Below are 22564 nucleotides of genomic sequence, written 5' to 3'. Positions count from 1 at the left end.
TCGCCGGACGCGTGGCTCGGCGGCGCTGCAACCATCACCTCCATGCCAGGAGCAGTGATCCCATGAGCTGCGGCGCCTCGCCATGACTGGTTTCCAGGTGGAGTGTGCGCGGCACCGCGCGGGTCCTGCGAGTGGTAGTGCTGCCTTTGCGGCGTGCACATGCAGGCTGCGAACGCGGGGACGCGGCTGCGACGTCGGGTGTGTCCGTCGCTAGCCCCCGACAGCGCGCTCGTGCCAGGCTGGGGATCGGCCGGGGCTTGCGCGGGCGCGTGAGCGGGGCTAATTGCGAGATGAAAGGGCGAATATGCACGAAACACCACGGATGGTTGTCGTCGCGCTCTGTGCCTTCGCGTTCGCGGGCCCGGCGTGGGCCGGCCCGCACGAGCACGAGGCGGAGCCCGACGATCCGGTCTACTTCGACGGCACGCCGTCGCCGACGTACGCGATCGACTGCAATGAGCACGAGGACGTCGGCTACGTCCAGGGCAGCTCGTTCACGATCACGGTCGTGACCGTCGACGGCAAGCCGGTCGAGGTCGAGACCGCGAACGCGTACTACGCGATGCAGCAGGCCGCGGCCGCCGACGGCGTCAGCATCAAGGTCGTCAGCGGCTTCCGCACCATGGCGGAGCAGGAGTACCTGTACGGCTGCTACATCAACTGCAACTGCAACAATTGTAACCTGGCCGCCAAGCCAGGTTACAGCAATCACCAGAGCGGGCACGCGCTCGACCTCAACACCGCGGCCGCGGGGGTCCTGAACTGGCTCGAGGCGCACGGCGACGAGTTCGGGTTCGAGGCGACGGTGCCGAGCGAGGACTGGCACTGGGAGTGGTGGGGCGGCGGGCCGGCGACGAACGGGCCGTGCGGCACGCCGGACTACCGCGCGGAGTACGTGAGCCAGTCGTTCCCGCTGGCCTCGCAGCCGCCGGTGCTGCTGCTGACCGGCGAGTGCATCGACGCGTGGATCGATCTGCGCAACACCGGCGACGCGGCGTGGAACGGCGACACGCGGCTGGCCCCGACGCCGCGCGACCAGCCGTCGCCGCTGCACGACCCTGCCACGTGGCTGTCGCCGACGCGGATCGCGACCGCCGGCGACGTCGCGCCCGGCGCGGTCGGTCGGTTCGAGTTCCGCCTGTGCGGGGAGGCGCCGGGCGAGGTGTTCCAGACCTTCTCGCTGGTGCAGGAGGGGACGACGTGGTTCGCCGACAAGCCGCTCGGCGGCGGCCCGCCCGACGACCAGCTCGAGGTCCGTGTGCTGGTCGTGGACCCGGCGCCGCCGTTCGACCCGCCGCCCCCGCCGCTGCCGCCGCCCCCCGGGCCGACCGGGACCGACGGCGAGAGCGAGGGCGAGGGTGACAGCGGGACGACGGGCGACGAGGAGCCGACGACCGGCGCGGCGACGACCGGCGCGGGCGAACCGTCGAGCGACGGCGAGACGGTGAGCGCGGGCGGCAGCGCGGGCGCGGCAGAGGACGAGGGCTGCGGCTGCCGCGGTTCGGCGCCCGGCTCGGCGTGGGGGCTGGTGGCGCTCGGGCTGCTGGCCCGGCGCCGACGCAAGCGCTAGGTGTTTGCGAGGGCATGTCGAGAAGGACATGCCCTCGAGAACATGCTTTTAGAGGCATGTTCTCGGGGACATGCGACGCTGCCGTGCTCCTCCGGGCGGATCAGCGGGCCTGAGCCTGGGCCGCGTTCTCTTGCTGCCACCCGACGTCGACGGTGATCCGCACGGGCTCGCCCTTGCGCTCGATGGCGAGGCTGAACACCGGGTGCTCGCGGTCGTGGAGCAGCTGCATGAGCGCATCGGCGGTGGCGACGCCCTGGCTGCTGGTGACCGGGACGCCGTTGATCGCGGTCAGCAGGTCGCCGTTCTTGAGGCCGAGCTGGCGCGGCAGGCTGCCGGGCCGGATGGCGTAGAACTTGAGGCCGCGCAGCTGGCCGTCCTTGAGCGAGGGCAGGATCCGGGCCTGGTGGCTGAACAGCGACGGGTTGTCGCGCAGGAGCTGGTAGAGGCCGCGGTCGACGACGCAATGGTTGTCCTCGGTGCAGCGCACCGCCCCCTCGGGGATGGTCAGCTCGGCCGCCTCGGCGTGCCGGCGCGGCGGCGGAGCGACGTTGACCATGACGGGCAAGGCCGGGGCGAACGCGACGGGCGCGACGACCGGCACCGGAGCCGGCGGCGCGAGCGGGGTCATCTCGTGCTGGATGTGGATCGTCGGCGCGTCGGGGCAGGCCGGCGGTCGCGGGTCCGTGTTCACCGCGACGACGAAGAGGGCCGCGGCCGCGCCCGTGAAGGCGCAGGCGATCGGGAAGGCGAGGGTGCGGAGGAAGCTGCGCATGGGGACATGTCCTTTGGGTCGGGTCAAGAGGCGAGGGAGGGGTGAGCCGGCGCGCACGCGGGGGGCCGCGAGCGCGACCGGCGGCATCCGTGGATGGAGTGTGAGGGGCGGGGTGGGGCGTCGGTCAGGAGGCGGGCGGCCCGAGCAGGCGGGTGAGCACGCGGCGGACGCTGGCGTGGCCCTCGGGGGTGGCGAACACGATCAGCGAGGCCTCGCGCCCGTCCGGGAGGATCGCGCGCACGTCACCGCGGTCGGGCTCGACGTCGAGGATGTCCTTCAGGACACCTGCGAGCGAGTGCACGTCGCTGTGGCGGACGGGGAGCCGCACGGCGACGATGCGCTCGGGGCTCGGGGTCGTCGGTCCTGCGAGGGGGCGGGCGACCGGCTTCGCGGGCCTGGGGGGCCTGGCCGCGTGGGCGACGGAGCAGGCGGAGGCGACGAGCGTGAAGGCGAGGACCGAGCGCGCGAGGACCATGCCTCACCCCTGAGCAAGGGCGATGCCAACAGCTCCTCGCGCGTGGAGGCGGCCAGATCAGGCCGTGGGCGCGTGCTGGCGGGCGGGGGCGTGTTGCTTTGGCACGTCCTGCGGCGCGGGCGCTGACATTCCGTCAGGCGCGGGCTCTTGCGGGCGCGGGCGCGCGGCGAGCGGGGTGTTCTCGGCGAACTTGTTGCCGGAGAAGTCCTGCCGGTCGGCGGCGATCTGGGAGATCGATCGCTCGACGATGAGGTCGAGGGTCCAGTCGAGGACGACGCGGACCTTGTTGCCGAAGCCGACCAGCTTGGCCAGGTAGAGGGTGCGCCACACCCACCAGGCGATGAAGCCCGACATGCGCACGCCGAACAGGTCGATGGCGGCGAACTTGTCGCCGACCGAGACGAGCGCGCCGAAGTTGAAGTACTTGAACGGCCGGGTCGGCTGCTTGCGGATCAGCCGGTCGATGTTCTCGGCGGCGTGCTGGCCCTGCTGGAAGGCGACCTGGCCGAGCGGCGGCAGCGGGGCGCCGTCATGCAAGAGGAAGGCGGCGTCGCCGAGCACGAACACGTCGTCGCGGCCCTTGACGCGCAGGTCGTCGCCGATCTCGACGCGACCCGAGCGGTGCAGCGGCAGGCCGCAGGCGCTCAGCAGCGGCGAGGGCTTGACGCCGGCGCACCACACACAGGTGCGCGTGGCGATCTTGGTGCCGTCGTCGAGGGTCACCGCGAACGGAGTGACGTGGACGACGCGACGGCCCAGCCGCAGCTCGACCTTCAACTTGCGCAGGCGATCGCTGGCGCTGCCGACCACCGTCTCGTGCCAGCCGGGCAGGATCTGCTCGCCCGACTGGATGATGTACACCGTGACCTCGGCGGGGTCGAGCTCGGGGTACCGGCTCATCAGGATGTGGTCGATGAGGTCGCGGACCTCGGCCGCGAGCTCGACGCCGGTCGGGCCGGCGCCGACGACGACGAAGGTCAGCTGCTCGCGCCGGCGATCGACGTCCGTCTCGCGCGCGGCTCGCTCGAAGTTGTCGATGATGTGGTTGCGGACGGCGATCGCGTCGCCGAGCTCGCGCATGAAGAAGGCGTGCTCCTTGACGCCCGGCGTGTTGAACGTGTTGGTGTCGGAGCCGGGCGCGAGGACGAGGATGTCGTACTGGGTCTCGCACCAGATGACCTGCGCCTCGCCGGTGACGGGGTCGTCGTCGACGTCGACGCGGGCGCGGATCGTCCTGGTGTTGAGGTCGATGCGGTCGACGTTCTCCTTCTTGAAGGCGACGTTGGCGGCCTCGAAGATCCGGCGGAAGGGATAGGTGACCTGGCGGGTCTCGATCGAGCCGGCGGCGACGCTCGGCAGGAGCGGCGGGAACAGGAAGTAGTTGCGGCGATCGATGACGGTGATCTGCAGATCGCGGTGGTAGCCGAGCCGGCGGTCGAGGTGCAGGGCGGTGTAGAGGCCGGCGAAGCCGCCGCCGACGATGGCGACGCGGATCGGCGGGCCGCCGGTGCCCTTCCAGCGGCGGAAGATCCACATGTCGCGCAGCGGGTGCAGGGCGACGTAGAGCAGGAGGGCCGCCTCGAGGACGATCGCTCCGCCGAGGAGCGTGTGGGCGGTGCCCCAGTGACGCAGCAGCGCCCAGCAGGCGAGGTCGAGGACGCCGAGGAGCACGAGGCCGCCGATCAGCGCCTTGCGAGCGCCGCGGGCCAGCGCGACCCGGCGCAGGAGGACGCCCGAGACGACGCCGACCAGCGCGAGCGAGGCGGCGTGGCCGATGAACAGGGTCCAGAAGACCTGGGGGCGACGCAGCCGCAAGATCTCGAGCCGCTCGCCCCACTGAAACAGCGCCGTCGCGGAGGCGTCCCAGCGCGTCAGCTCGACGCTGGCGATCCAGCCGCCGAAGAACAGACCGAGGCCGAGGAGGAGCGCGGCCGAGGCCAGCAGCTTGCGCCCGAGAGAGAGGTTGGTCAGACGGTGGCGATCGGCGGGGACCATGGGCGCGGCGGCCATGAGTGTCGCCGGATCGCGGGCCAGGTGTCACGTCGGGCGCGAGCGCCCGCAGAGCGGGCGATTGTGCGCCTTCGCGGCGAGCTCGGCCTTCACGGGGTCGCGTGCACATGGCCCCGGGGACAGGTCGCGCTCAATCGCCGTCGGGCCACGGCTCGGGGGCGGGCAGCGGGACGTCGGGATCGGCGTCGGCGCCGGCGGCGACGAGGTTGTCCATGAACATGCGGATGTACTTGAGGTCATCCTCGATGTCGAAGTCCGGATTGTCGGCGAGCCAGCCGTCGACGGCCGCCTCGAGGCCGTCGAGGATGTTGAGCGCGCCGGCCAGGTCGCCCTGCGCGGCGCGGGTGGCGGCCATGTCGAAGCCGACGTAGATGTTGAGCATGACGAACCCCTTCTCGCTGCTGGAGTTGTCGAACACGCCCTTCTCGAGGTCGATCTCGCCGGGGTCGACGGTGGTCTTGATGGCCGCGACCTCCTCGACGTACTGCTTGTCGACGGGGTGGCGGTAGCGCAGCTTGAGCTCGCCGACGTCGGCGACGCGCGGCTGGCCGTTGCGCGGGAGGAGCTCGAGGAGGATGGCTCCGCCGCCGCCGCGGCGGCCGTCCTCGTGGTCGTCGACGGTCTCGCGGTGGGCGAGCTGGAGGTTGGGGATCTCGATGGCGCCGTGGTTGCCCTCGACGGTCGAGAGCTTGGTGCCGCGGATGGCGCGGAGGCTGTAGTTGTCGACGATGTCGGCGGTGATCGTGACGTCCTCGGCGAGCGGGACGAGGAAGGCGGTGACCTCCTCGACGAAGACCTCCTGCACGGCGGCGGGATCCTCGAGGAAGTAGAAGGCGCCGCTGCCCTGCTCGGACAGGGTGCGCATCAGCGAGACGTCGAAGTCGGCGCCGACGCCGATGGTGGTGAGGCCGTAGCCCTGCTCGCTGTAGCCCTGGGCCATGGCGAGGATCTTGGCGTCGTTGGTGATGCCCTCGGTGGCCACGCCGTCGGACAGGAAGACGACGCGGTTCTGCCGCCCGGGGTCGGCGTGGGCGGCCATGAGCTCGAAGCCGGTGCGCAGGCCGTCGTAGATGTTGGTGCCGCCGCTGGCCGCGAGCTCGCCGATGGCCTCGATCAGCGCGGGGTCGCTGCCGGTGACGTACTCGGTCATGACCCGCGCGGTGGTGTCGAAGTCGACGAGGGTGATCCGGTCGGCCGGGTCGAGGGCGTCGAGCATGCGCAGCAGGCCCTCGCGGACGTACTGCATCGGCTCGCCCTCCATGGAGCCGCTGCTGTCGATGACGAGGGCGAGGTTGAGCGGCGGGCGCTCGAGCTGCTTGACGTCGATGGCGGTGTTGAGGCCGACGAGGACGGTGATGCAGTTGGTGCCGGAGATCATGTTGCCCATCTCGCCGTAGAGGCCGTGGAGGCAGACGTCGCCGGCGCAGGTGGCGGGGGGCAGGTCGATCTTGTGCTCGTTGAAGAAGCCGACGTCGTCGAGGGTCTCGGGGCCGGGGATCCGGCCCTCCTCGAGGATCTGCTTGAACTGGCCGAAGTCCTGCGCGCCGCCCTGGCCGGCGCCGAGGCTGCCGCCGTTCTCGCCGCCGCTGTCGGCGGCGGCGGCGGAGCCCCCGTCGTCGCCGCAGGCGGGCGCGAGGAGGGCCATGGAGAGGGCGAGACCGAGGCGGAGGTCGAGGCGTGACATGGCTTCAAGGTCCTGTTCTTGGGTGCAGATAAGTCGGGTCAGGGCTGCTGCGAGTCGGTCCACACGTAGGCGAGCTCGAGGTCGTCGCCGAGCGTGTCGGGGCCCTCGGCGCACTCGGCGGCGAGGATGACGCGCCGCTCGGCGTGGACGCCGTAGATCGTGAGGTGGTGGTCGCCGTCGTCGAGCTCGACCGACTCGCCGGCGCGGACGCGGACGAACTCGCCGCCGAAGTCGACGCGGAACTCCTGCGGCTGAGCGACGGTGCCGCACACGGGGTCGGGGCCGATGCTGCCCTCGAACACCGGCTTGGCGGCGAGGACGGTGTCGCTGACGACGGGCAGGGTGTTGCCGCGCGAGGCGGCGACGCGGATGTCGCCGACCGGGGCCGGATCTTGCGGGTCGACGGCGCGCTCGAGGATGATGATGTCGCCCTGGTCCTCGACCGAGAGGTACTGGCCGACCTCGAACGGGAGCTCGGTCAGCGGGGTGCAGAAGTAGAAGCGCGGGACGAGGCCGTCGTCGAGGTCGAAGGCGGCGCAGCCGTCGCTGCCGATCTCGAGCCCGTCGATGCGGTGGACGCCGGTGGGCGGGTTGCTCCACGCGACGCGCGCGGCGTCGGAGCCGGGCAGGTAGGCGTCGTTCGGCGGCGGCCGCTGCGGGTAGACGAGGTCACGCGTCGAACCGACGATCGCGGCGCGGCCGTCCTCGTCGGCGGTGAGCTCGACGGCGCCGGGAAGGCGGCCCTCGCCCTCCGCGTGCTGGCCGGGGACCCATCCGAGCGGGACGTCGTTGACGTCCCAGAACAGGACGGTCGGCTCGATGGTGTCGCTGGTGAGGAGGACGGCGTAGCAGTCGCGGACGGTGAGGTCGATGTCGCCGCGCGCGGGGACGTTGGCGCCGGGGGGGATCGACCAGGTCCGGCCCTCGCCGAACAGGGCCTCGGAGAACAGCACGCCGGGCTCGTCCTGGACGTTGAAGCAGTCGATCTCGACGTCGTCGCGGAGGTCGCGGACGCGGACGACGACGTCGCGGTCGGCGCCGGCGTTGTGCAGGTACACGTCGCCCTGGAAGTCTTCGTAGAAGACGTTGTCGGTGTCGCCCCAGTCGCCGCCGTCGTCGGTGTCGCTGGTGGCGACGCACAGCAGCGAGCCGAGCGCGGCGGCCCCGAACTCGGGGCGCGTGGGCCAGCGCGAGAGGCTGGCCGAAGAGACAGATCGCGCGGCGGGCCGCATGGCCGGGACGAGGGCGCGCCAGCCGAGCGCGAGGAAGGGGAGGGCCAGCAGGTCGGTCGGGTCGACGGTGATCGTCCACGGGAAGCCGACGAGGCCCATGAGCCAGCTCCAGGCGTCGGCGCAGGCGGGCGAGAGGTTGATGAGCGCGAAGACGAGGCCGACGGCGATGTGACAGTGGAGCAGGCCGCGGCGGCTCTTGACGCCGAGGAGGACGGCGAGCAGCGCGGGCGCGACGACCATGCCGGCGAAGTCGCTGAGCTTGCCGGTGAGGTCGCCCGGCAACACGCCCGCGCCCTTGAGCACGTGGTCGTTGAGGCCGAGGACGGCGAGTGCGCCGAGCCAGGTCGGCGAGAGCAGCGCGCGAGCGGGGCGCAGCTCGGGGTGTGAGGTGTACACAGCGTCGAGCCAGCGTCGTGTCATGGCGGCGTGATTCCTATGCAAACGGCCGGCCACGGGCCGGCGCCCCGAGAATAGGGCGCTCCCGGGGCCGGGTCGAGGGGGCCCCGAACCGCACGCCGCAGCGGCCACCACGACACCCATGTCAGGGGGCGCGTCGGTCGAAGGGTTCGTCGCAGTCCGGGGCATGATGGGCGTCACCGTCCAGGCGTGGAGTCGCCGCAGGCGGCGGAAAAATTGCGAGGGAGGCGAGAAATCGTCGGCGGGCGCGGCCGCGCAGGTGCTGTCGAGTCGAGCATCGGCGAGCCGGGCTGCGACGGGTCGTGGGCGACTCCGCGGAGTCCGGCCGCAGGGCCGCGACAGCGTGGTCCGGGGAGGTGTTTCGTGGAGGGGAAGACGACGATCGAGGCCGGGCTGTTCCTCGACCGCTGGCGCTCGAAGGTCCGCCGCCGCGGCGCCGCGGAAGCGCTTCGGCGGCTTCGTCGTGCCGGCGCTCGCACCTGGCCCGGAGGACATGTGAATCGCCGGGTGGGCGCCGTTGACGGCCTGGCGCGGGCCGGTCATCCTCGCCGGGCGCGTGGGCGAGCTCGACCTGAACCAGCTGCTCCTGAGCCCGGAGTTCCAGGCGGCGGGCGGGCTGATCCTGGCGCTGGTGGTCGGCTACGCGATCAGCACGGCGCTCGCGGGGGCGCTGGCGCGGGCGGCCGCGCAGACGCACCGCGACCTCGACCAGCAGCTGCTGGCGCTGATGCGCCGGCCGGTGTGGCTGACGGCGGTGATCGTGGCGCTCGAGTGGGCCGGCGACCGCCTGCAGCTGGCCGCGGCCGAGCAGGCGACGTTCGACGCGACGCTGGGGACGATCGTGGTGGTGGTGTGGGCGACGGCGCTGGTGCGCGCGGTCGACGAGGTGCTGGTGGCGCTGCTGCGGCGCGCGAGCAGCGGTCAGCCGGAGCTGGTGTTCGTGCGCGGGCGCGCGGCGGGGCTGATCCACTTCTTCGTGCGCATCGTGGTGCTGCTGGCCGGCCTGTACCTGGTGATGGTGCTGTGGGGGCTCGATGTGCGCGCGTGGCAGATCTCGGCCGGGGTGGCCGGGGCGGTGCTCGGGTTCGCGGCCCAGGACTCGCTCGGCAACCTGATCTCCGCGGTGTTCCTGGTCGGCGACGCGCCGCTGCGGATCGGCGACTACGTCCAGGTCGACGGGCAGATGCGCGGGCGGGTCACCGACATCGGCTGGCGCTCGACGCGGATCCTCACCAACGACGGGGTCGAGGTGAACCTGCCCAACGCGCAGCTCGGGGCCCAGCGGATCATCAACGAGTCCGCGGGGCCGCACCAGGCGATCCGGCTCGCCTGCGAGTTCGCGGTCGAGTACGGCCGCACGCCGGAGGAGGTCCGCGCGGCGGTGCTGCCCGGGGCCGCGGCGCTGCCGGAGCTGCGCGCCGACCTGCCGGCGGAGCTGCAGTTCCGCGGGCCCACCGAGGCGGGGCTGCGCTTCGCGCTGGTGGTCTACCTGGCCGACCCGAGCCGGCGGACCCAGGGGACCGACGTGACCAACTCGCACATCCTGCGCGCGCTGCGGGCGGCGGGGATCGGGCTGGCGTACTCGAGCCACGTGGTGCACGTCGGCGGGCCGCTGGCGACGGCGCTGCAGGCGGCGCTGGTGCCCGGGCCGTCGCACATGCGCTGAGGAACATGCGCTCACGGACAGGGCCGCTGGGGCATGTCGTGAGGGACATGCCCGAACGGGCAGCTCACGAGCCCGGCGGCTGGGCGTCGATCTCGCGCAGCATGACCTTGAGGCGCACGTGGGCCTCCTCGAGGGCGGCGAGGTCCTGCGGGTTCCGGGCGTCGAGGTGATCGGAGAGGGCGGCGAAGGCGTCGTTGGCGGCGCGGTAGAGGCGCTTGCGGCCGCGCTTCGACAGGCGGTTGCCCTTGTCGGCCAGGCCCTCGATCTTGCTCATGACGACCTCGAAGGCGGTCTCGGCCCCGCGGCGGTCGTCGGGGGCGGGCAGCGGGGGCAGCTCCTCGGGCGCCTCGAGCGCGCGCTCGAGGCGGCTGCGCAGCGAGACCGCGAGGGCGTCGCGGTCGTCGCGGGCGTCGAGCTCGGAGCGCGGCAGCGGGGGCGGCCTGTCGCCGGGCTGCTTCTTGCTCGCCTCGGCGACCTGGGCGAGCCGCTCGCGGGCGCCCTCGCGGCCGGAGAGCTGGCAGAGGGTGTAGCCGAACAGGCCGAGGCTGACGGCGCCGAGCGCGATGAGGGTGCGGAGTTTCATCGGTCACACAGGTCGGGCAACGCCTCGAACTCGGCCAGCAGCTCCTGGTAGCTCTCGATCCGCCGCGCGCCGTACACGGCGTCGGTGAACTGGAACAGCACGCGGTGGTCGGTGGGGATCATGGTCGACTCGAACGCCTCGGCGTCGCTGTCCTTGTTGCCGAACAGCCAGGTCGGGACGAGGCCCTTGTCCTTGAGTAGCTGAAATTCGCCGGACTTGTAGGCCGCGGCGGTGTCGCCCATGCCGCCGGTGTACGTGAGCGTGGTGTGGATGATCCCGGCGGGGAAGCCGCGCATGGCCACGAACTGGCGCGTGCGGCGGTCGAGCCACTCGGGCCGCGCGGTGAGGTACATCGGGCGATAGCCCTTGGACGCGAGCAGGCTCAGCGCCTCGGGCGCGAACGGGTTGGCCTCGGGGATGTCGCCGAGCAAGAAGTCCCACGCCTCCTCGTTCTCGCTGGTGGTGAGGGTGCCGTCGACGTCGCTGACGAAGATCGGCGCGCCGGCCGGGACGACGTCGATGATGATGTCGACGGTGTTCCAGTACTCCTCGACGACGCCGTGCACGCGGTGCCGCCCCGGCTCCAGCTCGTCGGACTGGGAGATCTTGTAGTAGACGCGGCCGCCGGAGTCGTCGACGCCCTGCACCGGCGCGTGCTCGCCCTCGGCGGTGGTGATGGCGATGCCGAGCTCCTCCCACTCGCCGGCGCAGCCGCGGTCGAGGAACAGGTGCACGGCGCTGCCCTCGATGTCCTTGTCGGCCGGGAAGCCCCACTTGGTGAACTTGGCGATCACCCACTGATCCTCGCCCTCGACGTAGAACATGTCGCGGCCGCGCGACAGGTCGCTCTCGGGCGCGCCCTGGCCGGGGATCGTCGGCGGCGCCGCGTCGCACTTCGGGACCGGCTCGCACAGGGCGCCCGGGACCGAGCCGGGGCCGCCGGTGGTCTCGGGCGGGTCGGTGGTGGTGGTGCCAGGATCGGTGGCGGTGGCGTCGGATGTCTCGGAGGACATGCCCGTCGAGTCCTGTCCCGCGGTTCCTGTCCCTTCGGTCGAGGTCGAAGTCGGGGCGCCGGCGGTCGGGTCGTCGGTGCTCGGGTCGGCAGGGGTGAGGCCGGAGTCGATGGTGGTCTGCGCGGCGCCGTCGGTGTCGCCGCCGGGCCGCGTGTCCTCGCCGCAGCCGAGGAGGAGAGCGAAGCAGGACGAGAACAGAGCCGCAGGCCGCGCGCGCATGATCGCGCAGGCTATCGGAAAGGGCGCCGGAGATCCAGGCGACGCAGATCGGACTTCGTGGGCCCGCGCGCGCGTACGCGAGCCGCGGGCGCGGGGAGGCGACAGGCGCGAGGAGGGACAGTCGGGGCTCTCATGAGGCCGAAGCGCGACGCAGCCGGCGAGGAGGCGTTCGCGTCGGTGCGGCGCCCGGGGTGAAGGGCGATCGCCGCGGCTCACGCGAGGCCGGCGCGGGCGCGGACGCGGGCGACGAAGGCCGCGAAGACGGGGTCGCCGGGGGCGCGGCGGGCGAAGTGCGGGCTGTCGCGGTCGAGCCACTCGGGGTGCCACTGCACGCCGTAGATGTCGCGCCGCTCGTCGGCGACAGCCTCGATGATGCCGTCGGGGGCCCAGGCGCAGGCGCGCAGGCCGGGGGCGAGGGCCTTGATCGCCTGGTGGTGGACGGAGTTGACGAGGATCTCGCGCTCGTCGTAGAGCGGGGCCAGCCACGACTCGACGCACAGACGGACGGTGTGCTCGTTGTCGTCGTAGCGGGCGGCGTCGCGGTGGACCAGCGCGCCGGGGACCTGGTAGCCGATGTCCTGGTAGAGGCTGCCGCCGAGCGCGGCGTTGAGCAGCTGGATCCCGCGGCAGACCCCGAGGACCGGCTTGCCCTGGGCCAGCGCGGCGCCCAGCAGCGCCTGCTCGTAGGCGTCGCGCGCCGGGTCGCCGGCCCACTCGGGGCGCAGCGGCGCCTCGCCGTAGACGCCGGGCGCGACGTCGCTGCCGCCGCTGAGCACCAGGGCGTCGACCCGCTCCACCAGCGCGACCAGCGTCGAGGTGTCCGGAAGGACAGGTAAGAGGAAGGGCAGCGCGCCGGCGCGGGCCAGCGCGGCCGACAGCCGCTGCTCGCCGTAGTCGAGCGACTTGCCGAGGAACAGCAGGCGCGAGGGGTCGGGGTAGGATGTCCCGCAGGACATGCCGATAAGGACAGGTCGCATCGGTCAGCTCGTGGCGGCGGGGCGGTCAGCGTATGTCTTGAAGGACATGCTGATGCAGACAGGTCGCATGGGGCAGGTCCTGGAGGTCAGGCGGCGTCGGCGAGGCCGGCGCGGCGCAGCAGGGCCTCGGGGTCGGGGTCGCGGCCCATGAAGGCGCGGAACAGCACGGCGGGGTCGTCGCTGTCGCCGCGCTCGAGGATCGCGCGGCGGAAGGCGAGGCCGACGTCGCGGCTGAACAGGCCCTCGCGCTGGAAGCGGGTGAAGGCGTCGGCGTCGAGGACCTCGGCCCACTTGTACGAGTAGTAGCCGGCGGCGTAGGCGACCGGGCTCGAGAACAGGTGGCCGAAGCGGCACACCATGGCGTAGTCGGGCGGCAGCGGGGCGGGGCTGAAGCGCTCCATGATGTCGCGGGCGCGCGCGAGGAGCTCGGCGGAGGTGGCCGCCAGCGGGCCGCGGTGCAGCTCGAGGTCGACGGTGGCGAAGCTGAGCTGGCGCATCATCGCCGAGGCGGCGCGGAAGTTGCGGGCGCTGAGCATGCGCTTCACCAGGTCGTCGGGGATCGGCGCGCCGGTGTCGACGTGGCGGGCGAAGCGGTCGAGCGCCGGCCGCTCCCAGCACCAGTTCTCCATGATCTGCGACGGCAGCTCGACGAAGTCCCAGGCGACGTTGGTGCCGGCGAGGCTGCGCAGCTCGACGCGCGTGAGCAGGTGGTGCAGCAGGTGGCCGAACTCGTGGAAGATCGTCTCGACCTCGTCGTGGGTCAGCAGCGCCGGCCGGTCGCCGAGCGGCGGGGTGAGGTTGCCGCAGATCAGCCCGAGGTGCGGGCCGAAGCCGCCGCGGCCGTCGGGCTTGCCGGTCACCAGCGCGTTCATCCACGCGCCCGAGCGCTTCTGCTCGCGCGGGAACAGGTCGGCGTAGAACACCCCGAGCAGGGCGTCGCCGTCGCGCACGGCGAAGGTGCGGACGTCGGGGTGCCAGGTCTCGATGCCGGCGACCGGCTCGACGCGCACGCCGTAGAGATCGGCGACGAGCTCGAACAGGCCCTTCAGCACCGACTCGACCGGGAAGTACGGGCGCAGCGCCTCGTCGTCGAAGTCGTAGAGCGCGCGCCGCTGCTTCTCTGCATAATAGGCCAGGTCCCACGGAGCAGGTTCCAAAGCACCTAGCCCTTCGAGCTGCTTGCGGAACTCGTGGAGGTCGCGCGCCTCGGCGGCGAAGGCGGCCGCGGTGCGGGCGGCGAGGCCGTCGACGAAGGCGCGGGCGCTGGCGCCGTCCTTGGCCATGCGCGGCTTGAGCACGAAGTCGGCGAAGTCGCGGAAGCCGAGCAGCTGGGCCTGCTCGCGACGGAGCAGGAGGATCCGGCGCAGCAGCTCGCGGTTGTCGTGCGGGCCGTCGTCGGCGCAGATGTTGGCGGCGCGCCAGATCTGCTCGCGCAGCTCGGGGTTGTCGGCGTAGGTGACGAACGGGACGAAGCTCGGCTGCTGCAGGGTGAAGCGCCAGGCGTTGGGCCGGCCCTTGGCCTCGGCGCTGGCGCGCGCGGCGTCGACGGCCGAGGGCGGCAGGCCGGCGAGATCGGCGGGGTCGGTGATCCAGAGCTCGTAGGCGTTGGTGGCGTCGAGGACGTGTTCGGAGAACTGGGTGGTGATCTGGGCCAGCTCGGCGCTGATCTCGGCGAGGCGGGCCTTGCCGGCGGGGTCGAGCTCGGCGCCCTGGCGGCGGAAGTCGTCGAGGGTGCGGTCGAGCAGGCGCCGCCGGGCACCGGTGAGGGCCGCCGCCTCGGGGGTGCGGGCGAACTCCTGCAGCGCGCGCCACAGGCCGGCGTCGAGCGGGATCTGGGCGAAGAACTCGGCCACCGGGCCCTGGACCGCGTTGTGGGCGGCGCGCAGCTCGGGGGTGGTGGCGACGCTCTCGAGGTGGCCGACGAGCGTGATCGCGAACTCGAGGCGCTCGGTGGCGGCCTCGAGCGCGCCGAGCGTGTTGTCGAAGGTGCGAGGGCCCGGGGTGTCGACGATCGCCTGCAGGTCGGCGCGGGCGTCGGCGAGGAGCTCGGCGACGGCCGGCTCGACGTGCTCGGGCCGGATCTGGTCGAAGGGGACGCGGAACTGCACGCGCAGGAGCGGGTTGGCGGTCACGCGGCGACGATAGCACGGGTGCGGAGATCCCGCCGCGAACGATGTGCCATGGGCTCGCGGCGGTGGTGCTGCGGCGAGCGTCGCGCCGATGTGCGCGAGTTGCCGCGGCGCGAGGTGCGGCGTAACGTGGGGCGGTGATCACACCTGCGATGCTCGCGCTATGGCTCGTGCAGGCGCCGCCGCTGCCGCCGCCGATGACGGCGCCGCCGCGCGAGTGGGACCTCGCGGGGGTGTTCGTGCTGAAGCAGGAGAAGTTCCTGACGTGGGAGCCCTCGATCGATCTCAACCGGCCGTTCCGCGGCTGGGACTACGAGCTGAAGCCGGTGTGGAGGCTCGAGCTGACGCCGACGCACCCGCTGCTGGCGCACGTGTCGCTGGGGCTGGACTCGGCGCCGGCGGCTGGTAAAGAGATCGGGCTGCTGCGGCCGAAGCTGCAGCTCCGCGTGCCGGGCACCGAGGTGCGGCTCGGCGTGCAGACCACGGTGCTGGCGTTCTTCACCCCGGCGCTGGCCGGCAGGGGTCGCGTCATGCGGCCGATAGGGTTCATCTCGGGGCGCTTCTGAGGCGAGAAGTCAGAGCGACGATGTCGACGATCACGGCGCTGCTCGGGCCGACCAATACCGGCAAGACGCACCGCGCGGTGACGCAGATGCTGGCGCACCGCACGGGGATCATCGGCCTGCCGCTGCGCCTGCTGGCGCGCGAGGTCTACGACCGCGTGACCGCCGAGGTCGGCGAGGCGGCGGTGGCGCTGGTCACCGGCGAGGAGAAGCGGGTGCCGGCGCGGCCGCGCTACTGGGTGTGCACGGTCGAGTCGATGCCGGAGGGCCGCGACGTCGAGTTCCTGGCGGTCGACGAGGTCCAGCTCGCCGCCCACCGCGAGCGCGGACATGTCTTCACGGACAGGTTGATGCGGGCGCGAGGTGTCTCCGAGACCATGTTCCTCGGGTCAGACACGATGACGGGCGCGGTCGAGGCGCTGGTGCCGACGGCGCGGGTCGAGCGGCACCCGCGGTTCTCGAAGCTGCGCGGGGTGGCGCCGCTCGAGCTCAATCAGCTGCCGCCGCGCTCGGCGGTGGTGGCGTTCTCGGCCGACCAGGTGTACGCGCTGGCGGAGCAGCTGCGGCGGCGTCGCGGCGGGGCGGCGGTGGTGCTGGGGGCGTTGTCGCCGCGGACGCGCAACGCCCAGGTGGCGATGTACCAGGCGGGCGAGGTCGACTACATCGTCGCCACCGACGCGATCGGGATGGGGCTCAACATGGACGTCGACCACGTCGCGTTCGCGGCGCTGGGCAAGTTCGACGGGCGGGCGAGCCGGCCGCTCGAGGCGGCCGAGCTGGCGCAGATCGCCGGGCGGGCCGGGCGGTACACGAAGGACGGGACGTTCGGGCCGCTGGCGGCGCTCGGGCCGTTGCCGCAGGGGTTGGTGATCTCGATCGAGCGTCATCAATTCCCGCCGGTGGAGCGGGTGGTGTGGCGCAACCCGGACCTCGAATTCGAGGGCATCGAGGCGCTGGCGCGCTCGTTGCGGCAGCGGCCGCCGCGGCCGGGCCTGCAGCTGCTCGAGCGCAGCGACGACGAGGAGGTGCTCGTCGAGCTGGCGGCGATACCCGAGGTGCGGGCCCTCGCGCGCGGCCCCGAGGCCGTCGAGCTGCTGTGGGAGGTGTGCCGGATCCCCGACTTTCGCAAGCTGCTCGAGGGCTCGCACGCGCGGCTGCTCGCGGCGGTGTACCTGCAGCTGGCGAGGAGCGGGCGGCTCGACCCGGGGTGGATCGAGCGGCGGGTGCGGCGGCTCGACGACACCGAGGGCGACATCGAGGCGCTGATGAGCCGGATCGCGGCGGTGCGGACGTGGACGTACATCAGCCATCGGCCGGGGTGGATCGACGAGCCGTCGCGCTGGCAGGAGTGGACGCGGGCGATCGAGGACCGGCTGTCCGACGCGCTGCACGACCGGCTGACGCAGCGGTTCGTCGACCCGCGGGCGGCGACGCGGGCGCGCAGCAAGCCTGGCCCGAAGGACAGCCCGTTCGGGCGCCTGCGGGCGCTGCAGCTGCCGGAGAGCCCGGCCGAGGCGGCGCCGAGCGCGGCGGAGGCGATCGTGGCGGCCCCGCACGCGGCGTTCGCCGTCGACGCGCGCGGGCGGATCTCGCTGGCCGGCCGGCCGGCGGCGCAGATGACCCGCGGGCCCGACCTGCTGCGCCCCGAGGTCCATGTCCTCACGGACATGTCCATGGGGGCAGGGTCGATCGCACAGGTCCGAAGGCGCATGGTCGCGTGGACACGTGACATGGTGGCCGAGCTGCTGGCGCCGCTGCGGGCGCTGCCGGCTGCGCCGGCGCCGAGCCCGGCCGGGCGCGGGCTGCTCTACCAGCTCGAGCAGGGGCTCGGCTCGGTGCTGCGGGCCCGCGCCGAGCAGCAGGTGCGCCACCTGACGGCCGACGACCGGCGGTTGCTGGGGCGGCTCGGGGTCAAGGTCGGCGAGCTGGTGGTGTTCGCGCCCGAACTGCTGTCGGCCTGGGCGGTCGAGCGGCGGGCGGCGTTGTGGGCGGCGCGCAGCGGGACGCGGGTGCACCTGCCGGGCGAGGCGCCGTCGCTGGCGGTGCGCGACGAGGACGAACCCGCGATGTTCCACGCGCTCGGCTTCCCGCCGTTCGGGCCGCGGGCGGTCCGCGCCGACGTGGCCGAGCGGGCGTACGCGCGGGTGCTGGCGGTCACGCGCGCGGGGCCGGCGGCGCTGCCCGAGGAGCTGGCGGGGTGGATCGGCTGCGAAGCCGGGGATGTGCCGGAGATCGTCGCGGCGATGGGCTTCGAGGAGGTCGAGGCCGACCGCTGGCTGCTGGCGCCGCGGCGCCCGGAGCGGCGCGGGCGGCGGCACGGCCGGGCCCGGCGCGCGGGCTGAGAGCGTCAGGACATGTGCACCAGGACATGTCGCCGAGGGCATGTTCTGGAGGACATGCCCGCGAGGTCAGCCCGGCGGGTTGAAGTTGTCGCAGGTCTCGTCGATGACGGCGACGGCCTGCTGGAAGAAGGGGGCGTAGTCGGGCTCGCAGATCGAGCCGGAGATGCCGTGGTCGCCCCAGGAGTCGACGAATTCCTGCCAGTGGGCGCCCTGGGTCATGCCGTTGCCGGCGCAGCCGAGGTCGGGCTTGGGGATGAGGCCGGCGATGACGACGGCGGTCTCGTCGCCGTTCTTGGCGGCGACGACGGAGGCCTTCCACTCGGCGGGGGTGCCCTCGTCCTCGTAGTGGGGGTCGTCGGTGAGGATGGTGATGACGAGGATCGCGTCGTCGCGCAGGAAGCCGGCGTTGCAGCCGTCGGGGGCGTTGAGCGCCTCGCTGACGGCGGCCTGCATGCCGTTCATCGGCCGCTCGGAGGGGTGGCCGGCGGTGCCGACCTGGGCCACGCAGGCGAAGGTGGCGAGCAGGTCGGGGTCCTCGGGCAGCATGTAGCGGTTGCCGCCGAACACCTGGCACTTCTTGTTGCTCGAGTAGAGGCCGACGGGGTGGATCACGCCGGCGCCGCGGGTGGTGTCGCATTCGGTGAGGTTGGCGTTGCAGGCGTGGAAGTTCTTCGGCGAGCAGAACTCCTGGTAGTCGTTGTCCATGACGCAGGGCTGCTCGCAGCGGCCGTCGGCGTCGCTGTCGACGACCATGATGTGATAGTCGGTGACCTCGGACAGCGTGGTCTTGATGGCGTCGATGAAGCCGGGGAAGCTGGCGATCAACGCGGCCTGGTTGTCCTCCATGCTGGCCGAGTTGTCGATGACGAACAGGAAGTCGACCTTCTTGCAGCCGTCGCCCTCGCCGGTGGTGCTCGCGCCGAGGTCCTTGCCGCCGATGTCGAACTTCGGCGCGACGGGGTCGTCGGTGGAGGCGGTCGCGGTCGCGGAGGTCGCCGTCGTCGGCTCGCTCGTGGCCGTGCCGCTGCTCGTGGGCGCGGCGTCGGTCGTGCCGCCGGTCGCGTCGGTGGCGGGCGCGGTCGAGACGCCGGTCGGCTGCGAGGCGCTCGCGGAGGCCTCGCGCCCGTCGTCGCTGCAGGCGGCGGAGAGGACGAGCGCGGTCACGGTCACGGAGAGGGAGGCTGCGTTCCGGAGCATGGCCACGCGACGATAACACCGCGGTGCAGCGTGAAAGAGGGCGTCTGCGTGGCGAGCCGCGTGTTATACCGGAGCGATGGAGCGGAGCACGATCGAGGCGCGGCTCGCCGACCTCCGGCGCGAATTCGACGGCGGGCAGAAGTTGCTGCGCGAGCTCGAGAGCAAACAGATGGAGGTCCGTGACACGCTGCTGCGGATCGGCGGCGCCATGCAGGTGCTCGAGGAGCTGCTGGCCGGCGAGCTCGACAAGAAGCCGGGAGCCTCGTGAGACGACTCGAGGTTCGAGCGCCGCACACGAGGGCGTGAAATCGACGGAGCGGTCTCTGACCGACCGGCGCGCGGAGATCGGGTATGGTCGGCGCGATGCAGCCGCTGTCCCTCGCTCACCAGTTCCAGGGGTTCGCCGCGCGGACGTTGCTCTCGCTGCCCGACTCGCTGCAGGTGATGCTGGCGGGCGGACAGCCGGTCGAGCGCGACGGGTACGTGCTCGACCCGCAGGTGCAGCACATGCTGGCGATGCAGCGGCGGATGCGGCGGCCGCACTTCCACCAATTGTCGGTCGAGCGGGCGCGGCTCGAGATGGAGGTCAACACCAGGCTGCTCGCTCCGCGGGCGCCGGTGATGCAGTCTGTCCGAGGCGACAGGTTCGAGGGGCCAGGTGGGCCGATCCCGCTGCGGATCTACCGGCCGCACGAGCTGCCGGCGAGGGCGCCGGCGACGCTGTACTTCCACGGCGGCGGGTTCGTGGTCGGCGGCCTCGAGTCGCACGACCCGGTGTGCCGGATCGTCGCTCACGAGGCGCGCTGCGTGGTGGTGGCGGTCGACTACCGGCTGGCGCCCGAGCACCGGTTCCCGGCGGCGGCCGACGACGCGGTGGCGGCGTTCCGCCACGTGGCCGCGAACGCGGAGGCGCTCGGGATCGACGCCGGGAGGATCGCCGTCGCGGGCGACAGCGCGGGCGGCAACCTGTCGGCGGTGGTGTCGCTCGAGACCCGCGACGACGCGGTCCGGCCGGCGTTCCAGCTGCTCATCTATCCGGCGGTCGACCTGACGATGTCGTTCCCGTCGATCTCCAGCCTCGGCAAGGGGTTCTTCCTCGAGAAGCCGACGCTCCAGTGGTTCATGGGTCACTACCTGCGCAGCCCGGAGGACGGGCGTGACCCACGAGCGTCGCCGTGGTTCGCGGAGGTGGCCGGGGCGCCGCCCGCGGCGGTGTTCACGGCCGGGTTCGACCCGCTGCGCGACGAGGGCGCGGCGTATGCGGGGAAGCTCGAGGCGGCGGGGGTGGCCGTGACGTACACGTGCCATCGCAGCATGTTCCACGGGCACATCAGCGCGTCGGGCGGGCTGTCGAAGGCGCGGCCGGCGTTGAGCGAGATGACGGCGGCGCTGAGGGTCGCCCTGAGCTGAGGCGAGGTGCGGGTGGCCTCGGGGACATGTTGGAAAGGGCAGGCGCGAGCGCGGACGGACGCAGATCGCCGGCGCTGAGGGGGTGATCGCGCGGCCGGGGGTCGGGGCGGGGCCGGGCGGCGTCAATTAGCGCACGTGGCGGAGGCGGCGCCGGGGCAGGTCGGTGTGGTCTACTCGCGGGGATGTCCGAGCTCGAGCTTCACACGCTGCTGGTCCAGGGAGTGTTCCTCGTCGCCGCGCTGACGGTGCCGGCGCTCCTGTTCATCTCGGCGCCGTACGGCCGCCACGCGCGCGGCGGCTGGGGCGGGCAGATGGACACGCGGCTGGCGTGGATGGTGATGGAGTCGCCGTCGGTGCTGTGGTTCACGGCGGTGTTCTTCACCGGGTCGCAGGCGTGGGGGCTGGTGCCGCTGCTGCTGTGGGCGCTGTGGCAGTCGCACTACGTGCAGCGGGCGTTCATCTTCCCGCTGAAGATCCGCCCGGGCGGCCTGACGCCGATCAGCGTGGTGGCGATGGGGTTCACGTTCAACCTGGTCAACGCGTACGTGAACGCGCGCTGGATCGGGGAGTTCGGCACGTACGAGATCGGCTGGCTGCTCGACCCGCGGCTGTGGCTCGGGCTCGGGCTGTTCGTGCTCGGCTACAAGATCAACCGCCGCGCCGACGCGGTCCTGGCGGCGCTCCGCAAGCCCGGCGAGACCGGCTACAAGATCCCCCGGGGCGGGTTGTACGAGCTGATCTCGTGCCCGAACTACTTCGGCGAGCTGCTCGAATGGACAGGCTGGGCGATCGCCACCTGGTCGCTCGCGGGGCTGTCGTTCGCGGTGTTCACGGCCGCCAACCTGGTGCCGCGGGCGCTGTCGCACCACAAGTGGTACAAGCAGAAGTTCCCCGAGTACCCGTCGGGGCGCAAGGCGGTGATCCCGTTCGTGCTGTGAGCAGGTGGTTCAAGGGACATGTCGCTCGGGGCATGTCCTTGAAAGCATGTCGATGAGAGCGGGGCGGCGCTGGCCGGGTGATGGCGGTACCGCCCCGCCGGCGCTTTGATTCCCGCGGATCGAGTCGCGGGAACGTCGCGCTTGGGCGCGCCCGCGTTGTCTGAGACAGTCGGGCGATGAAGCCTGGAGCGCGTGCTGTCTGTGCGATCGCGTTGGTGACGGCGGGGTGTCGGGAGGTCGAGGTCGACCTGCCGCCGACGATCGCCAGCAGCAAGTACATCGAGTACCACACCGACGCGGACGCCTCGGTGATCTGCATGGACGACTTCCTCGCGCGCGAGGACGCGTTCATCGAGCGCACGGCGATGCTGCTCGGGGTCGAGCCGCCGTCCCGCACGATCCACTATGTGTGGGACCCGTCGCCGGACGAGTCGGAGTGGCCGTGCCCGCCGAACGCCGACTGTTATGTGGAGGCGACGAACACCGAGCTGTCGGCGGTGATGTCGCGGCGCGCGCGGCACCATCACGAGCTCGTGCACGCGGTGGAGATCCTGGCGCTCGGGGTCGGACACCCGGGGCTGCAGGAGGGGCTGGCGGAGTACCTCGGGACGCTGGAGACCACGCTGACCCTGCCGGACGACTTTCCTGCGGCGGTGAAGGGAGCGTTCGTGGCGCCGGATCCGGGCGACTATGTGCTGGCGATGCAATTCGTGGGGTGGATCTTCGAGCACCACGGGGCCGACAAGTACCGGGCGCTGCGGGCCAAGATGCCGAAGGACGCGAAGCTGGAGGCGTTCGCCGGGGTGTTCGCGGCGGAGTTCGGGCGGTCGCTGGACGACGCGCTGGAGGAGATGAGCGGCGAGGTGATCTACGGGCAGGACCTGTTCGACGGCTGCGCCGACGGTGAGGTGGGCGAGATCGAGTGGACGAGCGCAGGGCTCATCGAGACGACGATCGAGGGCGAGTGCGGCGATCCGTGGTTCTTCGGCACGGGGTTCGTCGCGGGGCAGCAGGGGTTCACAGGGCTCTACGCGATCGAGGTGCCGGAGGCGGGGCGGTACGCGTTGACGGTCGGGGCGGTCGGCGACGGCCCCGTCCCGCTGCGGGGGCTGCTCGGGGCCTGCTCGTTCGAGATGCTGGGCAGCGGGGTGGGATCGTTCGGCGGGCAGCGGCGTGAAGGCGTGCTGCAGGCCGGGCGGCACGTGCTGGGGATCGGGTACCCACAGGGGCCGGAGGCGCGTGGGGCGGCGACGGTGAAGCTCGAGTACCTCGGGCCGCCGCCGTGAGCGAGGAGCATGAGAGGACATGTCGATCGGGACATGTCACCGAGCAATGTCGCGGCAGGAGCCGGCGTGAGAGGTGCCGTC

Annotated in this window: 18 protein-coding genes; 8 read left to right on the top strand and 10 right to left on the bottom strand. The window is 72.3% G+C overall.

Features of this window, described 5'->3' with window-relative positions; translation table 11 throughout:
* Window positions 1-322: 322 nt before the first annotated feature.
* Window positions 323-1570: a D-alanyl-D-alanine carboxypeptidase family protein gene (locus K7C98_RS23080; protein WP_224193899.1), complete on the top strand. Its 1248-nt coding sequence runs from the start codon at window positions 323-325 to the stop codon at window positions 1568-1570.
* A gap of 100 nt (window positions 1571-1670) precedes the next feature.
* Here the strand turns inward: K7C98_RS23080 and K7C98_RS23075 are convergent, their stop codons facing one another.
* The 5 genes from K7C98_RS23075 to K7C98_RS23055 all read right to left on the bottom strand — a co-directional run bounded on the left by K7C98_RS23075 (window position 1671) and on the right by K7C98_RS23055 (window position 8163).
* On the bottom strand, window positions 1671-2342 hold the full coding sequence (locus tag K7C98_RS23075; protein WP_224193898.1) for a PDZ domain-containing protein: 672 nt from the start codon (window positions 2340-2342) through the stop codon (window positions 1671-1673).
* A gap of 124 nt (window positions 2343-2466) precedes the next feature.
* Window positions 2467-2817 (bottom strand): hypothetical protein, encoded by a 351-nt coding sequence (locus tag K7C98_RS23070; protein ID WP_224193897.1) that lies wholly within the window; start codon window positions 2815-2817, stop codon window positions 2467-2469.
* A 57-nt stretch (window positions 2818-2874) separates the two neighbouring features.
* On the bottom strand, window positions 2875-4827 hold the full coding sequence (locus K7C98_RS23065) for an NAD(P)/FAD-dependent oxidoreductase (protein WP_224193896.1): 1953 nt from the start codon (window positions 4825-4827) through the stop codon (window positions 2875-2877).
* 130 nt (window positions 4828-4957) lie between these two features.
* On the bottom strand, window positions 4958-6511 hold the full coding sequence (locus K7C98_RS23060) for a vWA domain-containing protein (protein WP_224193895.1): 1554 nt from the start codon (window positions 6509-6511) through the stop codon (window positions 4958-4960).
* Window positions 6512-6549: 38 nt separating this feature from the next.
* Window positions 6550-8163 carry a hypothetical protein gene (locus tag K7C98_RS23055; RefSeq protein WP_224193894.1) on the bottom strand — a complete coding sequence of 538 codons (1614 nt, stop codon included), beginning with the start codon at window positions 8161-8163 and terminating at the stop codon, window positions 6550-6552.
* A 514-nt stretch (window positions 8164-8677) separates the two neighbouring features.
* Between K7C98_RS23055 and K7C98_RS23050 the strand changes: the two genes are divergently transcribed.
* Window positions 8678-9826, top strand: coding sequence for a mechanosensitive ion channel family protein (locus tag K7C98_RS23050; RefSeq protein WP_224193893.1), 1149 nt, complete (start codon window positions 8678-8680; stop codon window positions 9824-9826).
* Window positions 9827-9890: 64 nt separating this feature from the next.
* On the opposite strand, the gene K7C98_RS23045 is transcribed toward K7C98_RS23050, so the two are convergent.
* From K7C98_RS23045 to K7C98_RS23030, 4 genes are all read right to left on the bottom strand, one after another.
* Window positions 9891-10409, bottom strand: a complete 519-nt coding sequence (locus tag K7C98_RS23045; RefSeq protein ID WP_224193892.1) for a hypothetical protein — start codon at window positions 10407-10409, stop codon at window positions 9891-9893.
* Window positions 10406-11641 (bottom strand): LNS2 domain-containing protein, encoded by a 1236-nt coding sequence (locus K7C98_RS23040; RefSeq protein ID WP_224193891.1) that lies wholly within the window; start codon window positions 11639-11641, stop codon window positions 10406-10408. The genes K7C98_RS23045 and K7C98_RS23040 overlap by 4 nt, the downstream gene beginning before the upstream one ends.
* A gap of 212 nt (window positions 11642-11853) precedes the next feature.
* Window positions 11854-12618 (bottom strand): gamma-glutamyl-gamma-aminobutyrate hydrolase family protein, encoded by a 765-nt coding sequence (locus K7C98_RS23035; protein WP_224193890.1) that lies wholly within the window; start codon window positions 12616-12618, stop codon window positions 11854-11856.
* An 86-nt stretch (window positions 12619-12704) separates the two neighbouring features.
* Entirely contained in the window at window positions 12705-14750 is a 2046-nt protein-coding gene (locus K7C98_RS23030) for a M3 family metallopeptidase (RefSeq protein ID WP_224193889.1), read from the bottom strand.
* Between the two features lie 134 nt (window positions 14751-14884).
* Between K7C98_RS23030 and K7C98_RS23025 the strand changes: the two genes are divergently transcribed.
* Window positions 14885-15313: a hypothetical protein gene (locus K7C98_RS23025; protein ID WP_224193888.1), complete on the top strand. Its 429-nt coding sequence runs from the start codon at window positions 14885-14887 to the stop codon at window positions 15311-15313.
* Between the two features lie 20 nt (window positions 15314-15333).
* Window positions 15334-17652: a helicase-related protein gene (locus K7C98_RS43845; RefSeq protein WP_263429716.1), complete on the top strand. Its 2319-nt coding sequence runs from the start codon at window positions 15334-15336 to the stop codon at window positions 17650-17652.
* 66 nt (window positions 17653-17718) lie between these two features.
* On the opposite strand, the gene K7C98_RS23015 is transcribed toward K7C98_RS43845, so the two are convergent.
* Window positions 17719-18849 carry a hypothetical protein gene (locus tag K7C98_RS23015; RefSeq protein WP_224193887.1) on the bottom strand — a complete coding sequence of 377 codons (1131 nt, stop codon included), beginning with the start codon at window positions 18847-18849 and terminating at the stop codon, window positions 17719-17721.
* A gap of 76 nt (window positions 18850-18925) precedes the next feature.
* Here K7C98_RS23015 and K7C98_RS23010 point away from each other — a divergent pair, with 76 nt between their 5' ends.
* The 4 genes from K7C98_RS23010 (at window position 18926) to K7C98_RS22995 (ending at window position 22483) form a co-directional block, all read left to right on the top strand.
* Complete coding sequence (locus tag K7C98_RS23010; RefSeq protein WP_224193886.1) at window positions 18926-19117, top strand: hypothetical protein; 192 nt, start codon at window positions 18926-18928, stop codon at window positions 19115-19117.
* A gap of 95 nt (window positions 19118-19212) precedes the next feature.
* Window positions 19213-20259, top strand: a complete 1047-nt coding sequence (locus K7C98_RS23005) for an alpha/beta hydrolase (protein WP_224193885.1) — start codon at window positions 19213-19215, stop codon at window positions 20257-20259.
* Between the two features lie 182 nt (window positions 20260-20441).
* A complete protein-coding gene (locus tag K7C98_RS23000; protein WP_224193884.1) occupies window positions 20442-21197 on the top strand; it encodes a DUF1295 domain-containing protein in 756 nt (251 codons plus the stop codon).
* A 176-nt stretch (window positions 21198-21373) separates the two neighbouring features.
* Window positions 21374-22483, top strand: a complete 1110-nt coding sequence (locus K7C98_RS22995) for a hypothetical protein (RefSeq protein ID WP_224193883.1) — start codon at window positions 21374-21376, stop codon at window positions 22481-22483.
* Window positions 22484-22564: the final 81 nt, after the last annotated feature.

Origin of the sequence: Nannocystis pusilla (genome assembly GCF_020073745.1) — a bacterium.
Classification (GTDB): domain Bacteria; phylum Myxococcota_A; class Polyangia; order Nannocystales; family Nannocystaceae; genus Nannocystis; species Nannocystis radixulma.
Note: the sequence above shows the minus strand (reverse complement) of the source record. Positions and strands in the feature narration are given on the sequence as shown.